Source organism: Shewanella sp. VB17, from assembly GCF_013248905.1.
In the GTDB taxonomy this organism is placed as follows: domain Bacteria; phylum Pseudomonadota; class Gammaproteobacteria; order Enterobacterales; family Shewanellaceae; genus Shewanella.
Genome location: NZ_JABRVS010000001.1, coordinates 2,733,413 through 2,747,956, shown reverse-complemented (window position 1 = coordinate 2,747,956; position 14,544 = coordinate 2,733,413). Strand labels below are relative to the sequence as shown.

Sequence of the window (14,544 nt, the reverse complement as noted above, 5' to 3'; positions counted from 1 at the left end):
AAAAGGAGCCTAATGGCTCCTTTTTTGTCACGCTTTTAGCTAAACATTATTTCGTACCGAAAATCTTATCACCCGCATCGCCCAGACCGGGAAGAATATAGCCTTGTTCATTCAAACAATCATCAATCGAAGCAGTATAAAGCTCAATATCTGGATGGGCTTTTTCTAGCGCAGCAACACCTTCTGGTGCGGCCACTAACACTAAGGCTTTGATCGCAGTGCAACCACGCTCTTTTAGCAAATCAATGCTTGCAATCATTGACCCTCCCGTCGCCAGCATAGGATCAACGACCAACGCGATACGCGAAGGCATATCGCTGGCTAATTTTTCAAAATAAGAAACCGGTGCTAAGGTCTCCTCGTCACGGTAAATCCCCACCACTGAAATTCGCGCACTTGGAATATGTTCCAATACGCCATCCATCATACCCAGACCAGCACGCAAAATAGGCACCACGGTGACTTTCTTACCTTTAATCTGCTCAACCTCAACAGGGCCATTCCATCCTTCGATCACCACGGTCTCAGTTTCAAAATCCGCCGTTGCTTCATAGGTTAATAAACTGCCTACCTCAGCAGCTAATTCACGAAAACGCTTAGTGCTAATATTACCTTCACGCATTAATCCGATTTTATGACGTACTAAAGGATGTTTAACCTCAACCACTTTCATCTTTATCTCCTGATTTTTGACATTTATACAAGCAAATTCAGAAGATTCTAATTTATTTGTCCACAATGGAAAACATAAAGTTTTAAAAACCCAATAAATCATACTCGATGTCAGGTGCTATATCTGCGATCTGCCTCTTTCGAGTGATGACACAAGCTGTTAGAATAGCACCGCATAAAACCCCATAACTATTCTGTACCCGAGAGGATCTTCGTGAGCATTCCTACCCAGCTGAGCTATAAAGATGCAGGTGTTGATATCGACGCCGGAAATGCACTTGTTGATAATATTAAGACTGCAGTGAAACGTACCCACCGCCCAGAAGTCATGGGCAACTTAGGTGGATTTGGTGCTCTGTGTGAGCTGCCAACTAAGTACAAGCACCCAGTTCTGGTGTCTGGCACCGACGGTGTTGGTACTAAATTAAGATTAGCCATTGATCATAAAAAGCACGATACCGTCGGTATTGATCTAGTTGCCATGTGCTCTAACGATTTAATCGTCTCTGGTGCTGAGCCACTTTTCTTTCTCGACTATTACGCCACAGGGAAATTAGACGTTGATGCTGCCACCGCAGTCGTTAAAGGCATTGCCGAAGGTTGTGTACAATCTGGCTGTGCGTTAATCGGTGGGGAAACCGCTGAAATGCCCGGTATGTATGAAGGTGATGATTATGACCTTGCAGGTTTCTGCGTCGGCGTAGTTGAAAAAGCCGACATCATCGATGGCACTAAAGTCACGGCAGGTGACTCACTTATCGCACTAGCATCAAGTGGCCCGCACTCAAATGGATTTTCTTTGATCCGTAAGGTCCTTGAAGTCAGCCAAGCTAACCCACAAGATGATCTTGAAGGTAAGCCACTTATCGACCATTTGCTTAAGCCAACCAAAATTTACGTTAAATCACTGCTTAAGCTGCTTGAACAAACTGACGTTCACGCAATGGCACACATCACAGGTGGTGGGTTCTGGGAAAATATCCCTCGCGTACTGCCGGCTGACTGTAAAGCTGTCGTTAAAGGCGACTCATGGCAGTGGCCATCAATCTTTAACTGGTTGATGAAAAATGGTAATATCGCAGAATTTGAAATGTATCGCACATTTAACTGTGGCGTTGGCATGGTTGTCGCCCTGCCAAGCGACAAAGTTGAAGCAGCCCTTACCCTACTTAATGCTGAAGGCGAAAAAGCCTGGTTAATTGGTCACATTGCCAAACGCAATGATGATGAAGAGCAAGTGGAGATCCTGTAATGTCAGTCTGCAGTCGCGTATTAGTATTGATCTCAGGTAATGGCAGTAATTTACAGGCCATTATCGACGGATGTGATGACAATTTTCAGGCCGAAGTGGTCGGTGTGATCAGTAATAAACCCACTGCTTATGGCCTTATCCGTGCTCACCAAAGTGAGATAGATACCAGCTGTGTGATTGCACATAAAGATGAAACTCGCGTTGAGTATGACGCTAGACTAAAACTCGCTATCGATAAGTATCAGCCTGATCTTATTGTACTAGCAGGTTTTATGCGCATATTAAGCGACGAGTTAGTGCAAGGCTTTGAAGGAAAGATGATCAATATTCATCCCTCGTTATTGCCTAAATACACCGGACTGCATACCCATCAACGCGCGATTGACGCCAACGATACAGTACACGGCGTCAGCGTCCATTTTGTCACACCAGAGCTAGATTCAGGCCCGGTCATTTTGCAAGCGAAAGTGCCCGTCTATGAAGATGACACATCAGAGACACTGGCACTGCGCGTACACGAGCAAGAACACGCCATCTACCCAATGGTCGTTAAATGGTTCAGTCAAGGCAGACTGGCTATGACAGAGGGTAAAGCCGTTCTCGATGGTGTCGTACTCAACAGCGCCGGTTACGCCGTAGACTAACACTCATGTTATGCCCTGGTATGTTTTTACACATTCAGAACAAGGCATCATTTGTAAAAAGGCTAAGAAGTGATTCTTAGCCTTTTTTTATGCACGTCTCTAATTACTAATTAGCCTTCGAATGAAGGCTGTGATCTTTTCAATTAACCTTTGGCTGATTTTGTATTGGGCTAGCTTATTTTATACTTTAACTTCCTTGTTATTAATCGCTTCCAGCGAGGGTATGTGTAGGTGATCTCTCAGCACGCTGTGAATATATCCCTATATGCTCTACGGTTTCATCCTTGAAACCGAAGTCCTCGATTTCACTTACACCTATTATTACTCTCTTCGATTTAGCGTTATTACTCTGTTTTATCTGTCATTTATTTAGCAGAATTCTCTAATAAAAAATCAAGATAGAGCCCATAAGACTTATCGACATTTTATAGTTATGAGGATATGTTGAAATTGGTTCAAGAGACCTTTAATTAACATTTTAAGGACACTTCAGGTTGAACGTGGCGGGATCGCAGAAAAGATAAAAATATGCCTGTCCTACCTTTTTTCGTGCGTATTGTGATCAAGTCATTGATCGCAATCCCTTCACAAAACAAATCGCTCTTTGCATTATAAAGCAGACTCTGGGCTTGTTCAACACCCGAATAAGGTGTCGGCTACGCGACACCTATTCTTATTTGTTATGTTTATTTTTCCAACAGACTACTCCTTACTCTGGCACACTACGGCTATCAATACACATTAGTTTTCAGAATCCTAACGAGTAAGATGGTTGTTAATAAACTCCAAAATATTCCTTATCGTTGTCTTTATTCTCTTTGACTCATCAAATAAATCAAATGAATGATGGGCTTCAGGAAGATTGATTAAAGTCACTGGCATATTATTCTTTAACCCCCGATCAATAAACGTATCGATCGAACTATTTAATCCCTGCATTTCATCTTGGCCAGCCCGCACAACCAATATAGGCGGAAACTCAGGTAACGAATTAACGCCCTTTAGCGGATGTACAAATTTGAAAACTTCTGATGCGTCAGCAACCACCTGTGAACAGTTCAGATCAATCATGAAGCCATATAGAAGAGCTGCACATTTGATTGATGAATCTGATGCTAATACTGAAAGTGCATTGGGCACGTTTCCAGAGCAAGACCAAAGAGAAATATTTTCACTATCAATACCAAGATCAACTGCATTACCTTTCAGATGTTGAAGTAGAGTGAAAATATCTTTTTCGGGCTCAATGTTTGAGTAAGTAATCGCTGTAGTTCCTGAAACCGCGAAAAGTTGCGCCCAAGATATATATTGTTGAACTTCTTTTATTTTTAGTCCTGTCATTTGCTCGAAGCCCTGGTCAGGATATCCTATAACTAAGATAACAACCGGAGCAGGAGTACTCCTTTTCCCAGGGTAATAGATATCCATAACCAGTAAAGGATCAGTACTATAAGGTAAATTCGATTTGACGCATCCATCAAAACTTATCGGGTAATTTATTTTTGAAGTAAATAGTGGGTTATTCTGTTGATTTAATTTAGTCATGTTTAATCTCGTTTTTGTGAATTCGAGAGAAAATTTAAATGCCCTGAATAGGGAATTAATACCGAGGGATTAATAATAACTAAATAATAGGTCGATTTTAGTGAAAACAAGAGATTAGGTCAATGGTTATTTTCTGCTGGCCAAGGATAAATAGAAACTAGCTTTGTACATTGTAGACGTTACATCCATAACCAACGCCTTGCTAAGCGGATAAAAATGGTTGGCTATAATCGCGGATCGATGGCCAACTATTTTTATTCCGTTTAAGCAACTTAGGTATCATTTTTAGCCGAAAGTAAATCTAGCGCATTAACTAGGAGTTCTTGCTCTTCTGTCCCATTTGTAATACCTGATGCTTTTAAAAAGTAAACAACAGCCATTACCATAAAGAAAGTAGACTCACTTTCATTAAAATTTAATATCGAACTTGGGATAACTAAAAACATCAAAGAGACAAAAGCAATACTATAAAACGTCCATTTAGATCTGCGCTTCCTTTTTTGATACTTTTCGAGTTTGACTGCAAATTCCAATTTTGTCATAAATCATCCAATGATTTTTTTGATACCAACGCCCACTTAAGCGGACAAAAATTGTTGGTTAAAATAAGCGACGAAGGAGCAAAAGCCAACTGTTATTTGTCCGTTTAAACGACTTGTTGAACGAAGCCGCTCTGCGGCAGAGGTGTTTGTAACTACCGTCCATACTCAATAATAGCATTGTCACTTCGATGATGCGTTATTGGAGTATACCCATGAATACATCACAAGCACAACATTACAATTATCTTTATGAACAACATCTTATCAACTTAAGGCTACAAGGTAAACGTCCTTCAACCATTGAGGCTTATGCCCGTGTAGTACGTCGTATTACCGCCTTTTTTGATAAGCCAAAACCATAGCCAGCCATTGTTAATCAATAACATACATATATCTAGAGAGCACTCTATGTTTTGTAACTATTAATTCATGAAAGGAAGGAGTGTTAAGCTCATATAACCGAGTACTCTTAACAAAATGAGGTTTTTTGTCGTAAAAAGTTGATTTTAAGGCAAGGAATATCTGCTCTGTTGATAAACTGAGGAAGATGCTATTACAGGTATATTAGAGTTCTGTTGCTCTTATTACTTGAATCCAGCGGCTAGCCTACTTTAAGATACTCGCAACTCGTGGAAAAATGCCGTCGTCTTTTATTTAAGTGTTCACAGTAGCGACTTAGCTCTTGCAGTGTCCCTACTGGCCCATGAAATAGGTGCCCAAACTCTGTGGTGATTTTGAGCCAATTTTCAACAGGAATGTTTAGCCTCGTTAATATCTTATCTGCATTCGATGAGATTGCTCCGCGTTTATCATCTCGAATAATACGCCCTGTTTCATCAATTAATTCAAGATAGTCTTTCAGCGCGAAGTTTATCCCTTTGGGTTGATTCAGCCGTTCATTCCCAATAAAGGGCAGTAATCTGGTGGGTTGCTTTCCATTGATTGCCGCCTTGACTCGCAATTGAAGGCTGGTGTAGTCTGAATTCTCGGGCGTATTGGCTATCTTAGCGCGAATAGGATTAAGCTCGACATAAGCCATACAGGCCAGCACTGCCGCTTCATCCAAAAGCGCTTGAGATTTAAACCGCCCTTCCCAGAAATGACCTGTGCAATTATCTTCAAAGTTGGCTTGTCTGGCAATCGGCTCATTAAGGCATCGCATAAACCAGCTAATATCACTCAGACGTGAGCGGTAAGTCGCAATTAGGTGTTTTAATTTAGCCACTTGGTGCTCATCAATCACTTCACCTCAAGCAAATTTTTGTGTGAGTGCTGTGCCGTTAAAGCATTGATGCCATTGTTCAACCACTTCCCTATCTGACCAGACATTGGCTTTATCTAAATCGATATATAACACAATATGCAAATGATTACTCATCACGGCATAGGCAGCAACATCAATCGCAAACACGTCAGATAATTTAAGCATTTGCGCCTCTACCCAGCCGCGTCGATGGTCATAGTTTTTACCTGTGTACTTATCGTCACCACAGAGATATGCGCGGCGCACGACACGGCTACAACAATGGTAGTAAGGTGTATCTTCGATACTTATCAATGTTCTTCTAGGACGAGGCATAACTCACTCCAATCACATCACCATGATTAAATTTTAGTCACAGCGACAGGAAGTGCAATTAACCATGGCTGATGAGATGGACGCTCCCTAATTCGGCGTCAATGCGCCAAACTGATGTTGACCATTCAGTTACATTAAGGAGCGTCCACTATGAAAGTTACCACTATTGCTATCGATCTTGCAAAGAATGTATCCCAAGTACTTGGAATGACTGCAGATGCTAAGAAAGTCTATAACAAACGGCTGAACAGAAATCAGCTTAAAGAGCTGTTATGCAACACGCCTGCTTGCACTGTGGTTATGGAGGCCTGTTATTCATCACACTATTGGGGGCGTGTCGGTTTACAATTTGGCCATAACGTTAAGTTGATACCCGCTCAACATGTTACCCCATTTGTTCGCGGGAATAAAAATGACAGTAACGATGCATTAGCTATCTTTGAAGCAAGTTCAAGACCTAATATTCGTTTTGTGCCAATTAAGTCAGAGGCTCAGCAAGAGGTCTTGATGATGCATAGAATAAGAGACCGGTTAATCAAGCAGCGCATTGCTTGCACCAATCAAATTCGAGGATTATTGGTTGATTTTGGCTTTGTTTTTCCACAAGGCTTTACCGCTTTTGAACAAAACATCTGGGATATCATCAATGACAGTGAGCAGAGACCTTTACTCAGATATCTCCTCAACCAAGTTTATGATGAATACTTGCAAATAACTAAGCAACTCAAAGACCTCAATAAGTTGATAAAACAGAAAGTAGAGCAAACCGAAACAGGACAGATACTGCTCAGCATACCGGGTATTGGTCATGTAATAGCCTCCGCTTTTGAAGCTTGTATCGACAAAGGCCAGGCTTTTAATACCCCTAAAGAACTCGCTGTCTGGCTTGGACTAACACCGAGGCAATATGCCTCAGGAAATAAAAGCCAGCTTTATGGTATTACTAAGCGTGGTGACAGCTATTTAAGAAAACAACTCATCCACGGTGCGAGAACCGTTGTTAGTCATGCACACAAAAAAGATGATGCACTCAACCAATGGATAACCCAATTAAAAGCGCGAATAGGCTTTAATAAGACCGCAGTAGCGACGGCACATAAACTGGCAAGGCTGATGTGGATATTATTAAAAAAACAAACACGTTATCAAGCACAAAGCGGCCAAACGGCAGAGATAATATCATGCGTCTGATAATGTTAATGGTATCGACTATCAAGCAAAGCTCGTTCAAGACAAGAGCCGATACTGAGCCCGACTGGGTGTAGTGAGCGCTTGATAGTCACCTCTTAGGGAAGTGGTTAAATTGATGACAAAAGACTCAGTTCATCCTGCATAAACCCGTTAGAGACAAGGGTAAATAACCCGACTGGGTGTATTTTATTTTTGGGTGTGTAGGTACGGAATTCATCAGGGGCGCATTTTCTCTAAAAAGAGAACGTGTTAAGCCCGTATATATGTCAGCACTATCGCTTAAAGCGAAAAGAGTCAGTCAATAAACACGTAACGAGAGTTAATAGTTAACAAAGAAACTAAGGTCAAAAATACCTTGGTTAGATGAGTATTACCTTGACTAACCGGGAGCGTCCATATATGTCTATTGATTTTTGGTTATGAACGCAGATATTTGGTTTATTCCTTTAATACAAGCGATTGCTGACAGAGAATATTTAGCATTCAAAGAGCGGCTTGAGTGGGCCTATATTTACCTTCAAAAAAATGCCCTGTCAACTAAACAGAGAAAGTCAAAATATAACAATAGTTTAAGCGATATTTATGCTCACTTTAATGCTTAAGGTTCAACGTATGACCTTGATAATACTTCATTTCATCGCGCTAAGCGTTTTAAAGAAAAGTGCTATGAATGGTTACTAAAAGGACTTGTCATTATATATTTACCTGCTTATTCACCCGAACTCAATATCATTGAAATACTCTGGAAAAAGATCAAATATGAATGGCTATCTTGCCATGCTTTTATCACGTTTGAGACGCTAAAAAATAGTGTAAAAGACATACTGAATAATTATCAGTCTAAATATTTGATAACTTTTAGTTAAGCACTTAACTTTATCTAATATGGTGTTTTGTATTGGTTAAGCACTTAACTTTATCTAATATGGTGTTTTGTGTTGGTTAAGCACTTAACTTTATCTAACATGGTGTTTTGTGTTGGTTAATGTTGCGGGGTGTGGTTTTTGTTGGTTTTTTTGTTGATTTTTTTTATTACTATCTGTATTATTAGAGCTGAAAGCATAATGCAATGCTATATTTTTTAAGCCGATAAATTTTTATATGGATATTTAAAGAGGTTGTAAGATGGATGTTACTAATTATGCACCAGTGCCAGCTTTCGCAATATCAATTCTGAAGTCAACCAAATACAGCATAAATATTGTAATATTTAATTTTTAACCTTTTCTGTATATATTTTTTTAAATAAAATTTAGCTTAATATTATTTTTTGGAATACGGAATACGATTCAAATTGTTAGAGGTGCTCTTGATATTTTTTTGTGTTAATTCTTTTAGTTTTTTATTTGATAGTTTATCTATTTGACGTGCGATAGCTATGTCGATATAAAATAAATAATAATTTATTGCTTCTTTAGGGCTTTAGGAAACCTTCTTTTTTAATTATTATCGAGGTGGCAATTTTTTAGTTCACGGATATTTTGTTGAAGCATGACATTAAAATCAGTATGGATGGTAAAGGCCGATGGAAAGATTATGTCTTCATATAGCGCCCGTTGTGCAATCTAACATATGATGAAATCCTTTATGCTTCTCCCGAGACGCAGAGGAGTAGGCTACAACTTTTTTAATGCAGATAACACTACTGTAGTCAATATAACTTGTCCACTACTTATATAATTTTCACTTAAACTTAGGATAAACCATGAACATGAATAGAAGAAAAAGGCTTACGTTTTGGGGCGCTGATGAAAATGATGATAGCCTCGTCCGCACGGTGATGGATGGCAGTAAAACAGTGACAGCTGAGACGGTAGAAGATTATCACAAACCTTATGGTGAATATGGTGATGGTGGTTATGTTGCTGGCGATATAATTGAAGTATACGATGGCAAAGAAAATCTGCGCTGCATCATCAAAGCAACTAAAGTTTACAATATCAAATTTGGTGCTATTCCAGAGGAAGTTTGGCTGGGCGAAACGTTTGATAGCGCACAGGAGTTTAGAGACTGCCATATTAAATGTATGCCAGATTATGATTTACACGATGATTTTGAATTGGTGACATTGCATTTTGAGTTGGTAGACGTGATCAAAGCAACAATGTGATCGAATTAACAGAGGCAAAAATCATAGCCAGCCATTGTTAATCAATAACATACCTATATTCTAGAGAGCGCTCTATGTTTTGTAACTATTAATTCATAAAAGCAAGGAGTGTTAAGCTCATTCTCACGGATCCGCCCTTGTCAGTAGTTAATTTTAATAGAAAGATAGGACAGGCATATTTTTTTCTAGCCTATGCCTCATCTGCTCGCACTCTTTAATAGCAGGCTTATTTTCGCGGTTCAGCCCTTGTCTGTTGTTAACGTTTAATAACAGTATGTTATTCTCTTATAGAAAAGAGTAACGGTGTTCTTACTGCAGATCTTATGTATAGTAGGAAGTCACCTCATGAGTTTATGCCAACACGGAGTTCGTTGTATACTATGGAATTAACGACACCTTTACCGCCGCAAGATGGTGATTTCGAAGCTTTAAAAACAGGTCTTACAACATTTAACGAATCTTTTACTGGAGCGGTGTACAAAGAGAAAGTGTCGTCCTTTGTAAAAGATGACTCTGGTAAAATTGTGGGGGGTATTCTCGGAGAAATAAATTGGAACTGGATGCATATTCAAGGTCTCTGGATTGATGAAAGCATCCGTAATAGTGGTTGGGGACGTAGACTTTTATCAGAAATGGAACACTATTCTTTACGCAAAAAAACCACTAACATTCGCTTAGAAACAACGACATTTCAGGCGTTAGGCTTTTATATTAAAGCAGGTTATGAAATTTTTGGTGAACTAGCGAATATGCCAGAAGGACACACCAGTTACTTTTTACAAAAGCAACTGGGTGCACAAATCAAATAAAGACAATAATAAATAGCTGATAATCGGTGGTATAGGGTTTAGGCTCAGGCAATTCAAACATTTCATCTTTACTTCAAATTCAACACACACAAATATCAACTTAAACTGATAACATTTCATTTAAATGTGTTACATTTTAGTTGATTATAAAATTAACTCACTTGGGAGTATGTGTCTATGACAAAATATAAGCCCTTAGTCATGGTCAGTGTTTTAGCCTTATCTGCTTGTGGTGGCGGCGGCTCTGGTGCCAAAAGTCCCATTTTTACTCCCTCGCCCCCTAGTCTGTTACGTTGTGAGCAGAGCACTGAACTTAACATCATAACGACCGCATCCAGTGTTGAATTTGTTACAGAGCAGAACTACATTGCTTATAAAACGGGTGCAATCATTGCACAACTCAATAATAGAGACAGCACAGAGCTGACTTTCACTTGGCAACAGCTCAGTGGCTCACCTATAATATTAGCATCCGTGAAAAGCCCTGTGCTGGCATTCCAATTAGCAGAGGCTGGCAACTATGCTTTCTCAGTCAACATCAAGTCAAGTGATCTAAACCACACTGAAACCATTGAACTAACGGCTTATGATGCGACATTCCCCCATCTCAATATTCGCAGTGCCCATCAAGTCGTTGAGGGGAATAATGTCAGTTTTCGTATTGATCCTATGGGTTCTAACAAGGATAGATTCCCATCAAACATCACTTGGTGTATTTCTTCTGGCCCAGAACTGACGCTAGATACCACCAACATTAAACGCCCTCAATTTATTGCCCCCAATGTTGCTACTGATTCTATCTCGATATTACGTGCAACAGGCACGCTATCAGGCAAAGAAATATCAGGAGAAGTCTTAGCATTAATCACTAATGAGGTTGAGATAACCTCGCAATATTTTGATCAACCAATAGCAAAAACCTTTGCCTATAGAGAAACGTCGCCATATGCAAAGGCGATCCAGACATGTGTCTATTCTAATCAATTAGCCTCACCTTGTACTCTGGCTAAATTGCCATTATTAGGCCAAGTGGCTGAGACGCTTAATAACGACATGATTCTGGACAGAGTACTCGTCTCTCATCAGTGGATGGGCGACAACTTTGCTACCTTTATCGCAACAATGGATCCCAATAGCGACTTTGCTAATCTCTTGCGATCTGTGACCGCTATTGTCATTAGCTACGATATTCGCCCTTCATTTTATTGGGTGCTAACGGGTGCAATCTATCTCGATCCAAGCGATCTTTGGCTATTAGCTGAAGAACGAGATAGTATCAATGAAGCTGCTGATTTTCGAAGTGATTTCAGTCATGAATTAGACTTTATTATGCCTTGGCGATACGTCAAAGATAATGTGAATGTCACCTACACTGCCCCACGCTCGACCAGAACTAACCGTACTTTAGCGGAGATGTTTCCTGATTTTTCTGCTCTGCTCTACCACGAATTAGCACATGCTAATGATTTTTTCCCCAGTACGTTTTACGCAGATTTAAACATGGACAATCAAACTCTACAGGATCACTATCAACGAAGAGTCGATACAAGTGAACTTATTTCAGATCAAATGACGGCTCAATTTCCTATTTTAAGCCATGAGATGCTCAGTTTAGCAACCGTCAGTTTTAAAGGATTAGCGGCAACATCAGTGCAAAAAAATTACTTAGCCAGTGATATCACCCATTTTTTTTCAAACGATGTCACAAACGACTATTATGCATACTCAAGTTCTCGAGAAGACATGGCCATGCTATTTGAAGAAGCAATGATGAGTTACAGATATGGCATTGTACGTGACATTGGGGTGACAGATCGCCCTGAAAATCCAAGCGCTGACACGATTATCGTTGACTGGGGCCAACGCGGACGTATTAGCCAAAATTCACTGCAAGACAAAGCAGCATTTGTCATTGATAATATTTTCCCCAACCTCAATGGGACTGACTTAATCAGCTCTCTCCCGAAGCCTATTAGCATGAAGCAAGGTAATTCTTGGTCTGAAAACCTATCAATTTCATCGTTAACCTCTGTTAATAAAAACAACATACCTCAAAAAGACACTGCTGTGAATTTACCTCAATTCAGGTTCAGTGGAGACAGGCATAAACAACAGAAACAATGAAGCTAAAAACACGGGAGAGACCTACAACCGTGTTTGCTTATATTATGGAAAATTAAATTTTAAGCATTTTTTTTACAAAAGGAATAGTTAACTTACGCTGATGAACTAAAGAGGCTTTATCTAGCATATCTAAGACATCAAAAAGCGTGCGTAAATCTCTTGCTAAACGATTAAGAAGGAAACGCCCAGCATCTTCAGGAAGCTGCAAGCCTCTCATGGCAGCTCGACGTTGTAATGCGGCCAATTTTTCATCATCAGCCATAGGTTGTAACTGATAATTTAAGCCCCACTGCATACGAGAAACAAGATCGGGTAATGCAAAACTAGGATCGGTAGGTGAGACACTTGCACTGACAATCAAGGAGCAGTTTTTATGTTCAGCCACTCGATTATAAAGATCAAATATAGCCTCTTCCCAAAGCGGATGACCTGCAATAGCATCAACATCATCAATACAAACAAGATCTACGTTTTCTAGTCCTTCCAGTAATGCGGTAGAAATACTGGCATGTATGCCCAGTGGGAGGTAGAAACTGCTTCGTTGTAGATCATTTGCATGCGCGCATGCCGCATGCATAAGATGAGTTCTGCCAGATTTAATCGGCCCCCATAAAAAAACGGTACGTTCAGAATGCCCTTCTGCACACGCTTGGAGACTCTGAATTAACTCGTCATTTCCAGCAGCGTGGTAATAACTGTCAAATGTTTCATCATCAGGAAGATGAACAGGTAACGATAACTGTATCGGTGAGTTAGATTTCACTCAAGTATTTCTCTATATTCCAATGCACTAAAACACCCATTTTACCATGGGCCCTCACAAATTTGAATGGCTAACCGCGCCAGTGATATTCAAGCTCTTTAAATTCAGCAGAGTCAGTGTCATCAATGTGACTACTATCATCCTCACTTTGATATTCAGATTGCGTCTGTATTACTCTAGGGTCTAACACCATTAACCGGTGGAGATCATCAAGAGTACCAAATAACGATAAATGATATTGTACATTGGTACTGTGTAATTGAGACACACTAACCTCCTTAACCACACTCAGTTGATTAAGGTACTTTTCAATTGCAACAAGTTGTTTCATCTCTGTTATATCGACAAAGCTAACCAAAGCATTAAGTTTATCACCGCTATCAGCAATGGCATAACGACTGACATAATAATCACTGACACTCGATATAATCTCTGTGACCGCTGCGCGCGTATCCGTCACTATCTGCCGTTTACTCACCAAAGGGATCCCGCTTTGTTCATCAGACCCTTTAACGAATAAAGACATACTCAATTCAACACCATCAACATTGGGACTCATTGATGCCATCACAAAATAATCGGTTTGATAGCGCGCAGAAGCTTTATCCACCTGAGCCACAAACATCCCTCTCACATCATTCACTGATATCTGCATATTATCGTCGAGATCCATCAAAGGAAATAAAAGCGGGACCCCTTTGCTTTCAGCTTCTTGTGTAAAAAACTGTCGACTGTCTACCAATGAAGCATCATTAATAATTTGCCTCTCATCATTGCCTTCTTCCACCAGCCAAATTAGTGTCAAAGGCCGCTGCTTACCCCACACTGGCAACTCAGCAGCCCGAAGAAGTGCAAGTATGCGTTTATGATCAAAATTAACCTTCAGAAATAGTTTTCCATCAATCTCATCGTAGCCAAACTGCCTGATCAAAGAATGAGGAGATTTGATTTTAGCTTGGATGCTGGCATGAGTCAGTGCCGTCTCAGAGCCAGAATTTTTTAATACGACATTCTGTAACGCCACAGATATGGCCTTATTGCGCTCTGCGACAGAGCGGCTTGTGACAGGCACTAAGCTTTCATCCAACAAAGTGACTTCAGCAGCATTCACTGTGTTAATCTGAATAAACACACCGCTAAGATATAAGATTAAGACGCTAAATAAGGTTTTACGCATTTTGGACTGTTCTATAGGCTTAGATAATAAAATTGTACCACAACTTTAATTACGTATCTGATTTCACTTTATGATTATTAAAAATCATCGTGACATTCACAAATCAGTAGGTAAAATTCAACACAATGAAACTGCA

The 14,544-nt window shown here is 40.0% G+C and carries 13 protein-coding genes and 2 pseudogenes; 9 read left to right on the top strand and 6 right to left on the bottom strand.

The features are described from left to right. Positions 1 to 46: 46 nt before the first annotated feature. A complete protein-coding gene (upp, locus tag HQQ94_RS11785) occupies positions 47 to 673 on the bottom strand; it encodes a uracil phosphoribosyltransferase (protein ID WP_173294601.1) in 627 nt (208 codons plus the stop codon). A 213-nt stretch (positions 674 to 886) separates the two neighbouring features. On the opposite strand from upp, the gene purM reads away from it, so the two are divergent. Both purM and purN read left to right on the top strand, forming a co-directional pair. After that, positions 887 to 1,924 carry a phosphoribosylformylglycinamidine cyclo-ligase gene (purM, locus tag HQQ94_RS11780; RefSeq protein ID WP_173294600.1) on the top strand — a complete coding sequence of 346 codons (1,038 nt, stop codon included), beginning with the start codon at positions 887 to 889 and terminating at the stop codon, positions 1,922 to 1,924. Further along, positions 1,924 to 2,568, top strand: coding sequence for a phosphoribosylglycinamide formyltransferase (gene purN / locus HQQ94_RS11775; protein WP_173294599.1), 645 nt, complete (start codon positions 1,924 to 1,926; stop codon positions 2,566 to 2,568). Before purM ends, purN begins: the two co-directional genes overlap by 1 nt. Positions 2,569 to 3,324: 756 nt before the next feature. Here purN and HQQ94_RS11770 read toward each other — a convergent pair. Beyond that, a complete protein-coding gene (locus HQQ94_RS11770) occupies positions 3,325 to 4,113 on the bottom strand; it encodes an alpha/beta hydrolase (protein WP_173294598.1) in 789 nt (262 codons plus the stop codon). Positions 4,114 to 4,385: 272 nt separating this feature from the next. Further along, positions 4,386 to 4,655: a hypothetical protein gene (locus HQQ94_RS11765; protein WP_173294597.1), complete on the bottom strand. Its 270-nt coding sequence runs from the start codon at positions 4,653 to 4,655 to the stop codon at positions 4,386 to 4,388. A gap of 212 nt (positions 4,656 to 4,867) precedes the next feature. On the opposite strand from HQQ94_RS11765, the gene HQQ94_RS11760 reads away from it, so the two are divergent. Beyond that, positions 4,868 to 5,017, top strand: coding sequence for a hypothetical protein (locus HQQ94_RS11760; protein ID WP_173292465.1), 150 nt, complete (start codon positions 4,868 to 4,870; stop codon positions 5,015 to 5,017). 239 nt (positions 5,018 to 5,256) lie between these two features. Here HQQ94_RS11760 and HQQ94_RS11755 read toward each other — a convergent pair. Next, a pseudogene (locus HQQ94_RS11755) lies at positions 5,257 to 6,234 on the bottom strand (transposase). A gap of 150 nt (positions 6,235 to 6,384) precedes the next feature. Between HQQ94_RS11755 and HQQ94_RS11750 the strand changes: the two are divergent. The 6 genes and pseudogenes from HQQ94_RS11750 (at position 6,385) to HQQ94_RS11725 (ending at position 12,468) form a co-directional block, all read left to right on the top strand. Continuing rightward, a complete protein-coding gene (locus tag HQQ94_RS11750) occupies positions 6,385 to 7,425 on the top strand; it encodes an IS110 family transposase (protein ID WP_173294596.1) in 1,041 nt (346 codons plus the stop codon). A 419-nt stretch (positions 7,426 to 7,844) separates the two neighbouring features. Beyond that, positions 7,845 to 8,027, top strand: a complete 183-nt coding sequence (locus HQQ94_RS11745) for a hypothetical protein (RefSeq protein ID WP_173294595.1) — start codon at positions 7,845 to 7,847, stop codon at positions 8,025 to 8,027. A 15-nt stretch (positions 8,028 to 8,042) separates the two neighbouring features. Beyond that, positions 8,043 to 8,291, top strand: a pseudogene (locus tag HQQ94_RS11740) (transposase); the annotation flags it as partial. Positions 8,292 to 9,130: 839 nt separating this feature from the next. Beyond that, positions 9,131 to 9,535 carry an ASCH domain-containing protein gene (locus HQQ94_RS11735; RefSeq protein WP_217274031.1) on the top strand — a complete coding sequence of 135 codons (405 nt, stop codon included), beginning with the start codon at positions 9,131 to 9,133 and terminating at the stop codon, positions 9,533 to 9,535. 380 nt (positions 9,536 to 9,915) lie between these two features. Then, a complete protein-coding gene (locus HQQ94_RS11730) occupies positions 9,916 to 10,344 on the top strand; it encodes a GNAT family N-acetyltransferase (protein WP_173294594.1) in 429 nt (142 codons plus the stop codon). A 177-nt stretch (positions 10,345 to 10,521) separates the two neighbouring features. Then, the gene (locus HQQ94_RS11725; RefSeq protein ID WP_173294593.1) at positions 10,522 to 12,468 is read left to right on the top strand and encodes a hypothetical protein; all 1,947 of its coding nucleotides are present in this window, start codon (positions 10,522 to 10,524) and stop codon (positions 12,466 to 12,468) included. Between the two features lie 52 nt (positions 12,469 to 12,520). Here the strand turns inward: HQQ94_RS11725 and hda are convergent, their stop codons facing one another. Then, entirely contained in the window at positions 12,521 to 13,231 is a 711-nt protein-coding gene (gene hda / locus HQQ94_RS11720) for a DnaA inactivator Hda (RefSeq protein ID WP_173294592.1), read from the bottom strand. 70 nt (positions 13,232 to 13,301) lie between these two features. Further along, complete coding sequence (locus HQQ94_RS11715) at positions 13,302 to 14,408, bottom strand: DUF2066 domain-containing protein (RefSeq protein WP_173294591.1); 1,107 nt, start codon at positions 14,406 to 14,408, stop codon at positions 13,302 to 13,304. Positions 14,409 to 14,544 lie beyond the last annotated feature (136 nt).

Bases quoted from the DNA above. Each gene is read 5' to 3' on its own strand.
- upp (WP_173294601.1), bottom strand. From the start codon at position 673: ATGAAAGTGGTTGAGGTTAAACATCCTTTAGTACGTCATAAAATCGGA.
- purN (WP_173294599.1), top strand. From the start codon at position 1,924: ATGTCAGTCTGCAGTCGCGTATTAGTATTGATCTCAGGTAATGGCAGT.
- HQQ94_RS11770 (WP_173294598.1), bottom strand. From the start codon at position 4,113: ATGACTAAATTAAATCAACAGAATAACCCACTATTTACTTCAAAAATA.
- HQQ94_RS11765 (WP_173294597.1), bottom strand. From the start codon at position 4,655: ATGACAAAATTGGAATTTGCAGTCAAACTCGAAAAGTATCAAAAAAGG.
- HQQ94_RS11760 (WP_173292465.1), top strand. From the start codon at position 4,868: ATGAATACATCACAAGCACAACATTACAATTATCTTTATGAACAACAT.
- HQQ94_RS11750 (WP_173294596.1), top strand. From the start codon at position 6,385: ATGAAAGTTACCACTATTGCTATCGATCTTGCAAAGAATGTATCCCAA.
- HQQ94_RS11745 (WP_173294595.1), top strand. From the start codon at position 7,845: ATGAACGCAGATATTTGGTTTATTCCTTTAATACAAGCGATTGCTGAC.
- HQQ94_RS11735 (WP_217274031.1), top strand. From the start codon at position 9,131: ATGAACATGAATAGAAGAAAAAGGCTTACGTTTTGGGGCGCTGATGAA.
- HQQ94_RS11730 (WP_173294594.1), top strand. From the start codon at position 9,916: ATGGAATTAACGACACCTTTACCGCCGCAAGATGGTGATTTCGAAGCT.
- HQQ94_RS11725 (WP_173294593.1), top strand. From the start codon at position 10,522: ATGACAAAATATAAGCCCTTAGTCATGGTCAGTGTTTTAGCCTTATCT.
- HQQ94_RS11715 (WP_173294591.1), bottom strand. From the start codon at position 14,408: ATGCGTAAAACCTTATTTAGCGTCTTAATCTTATATCTTAGCGGTGTG.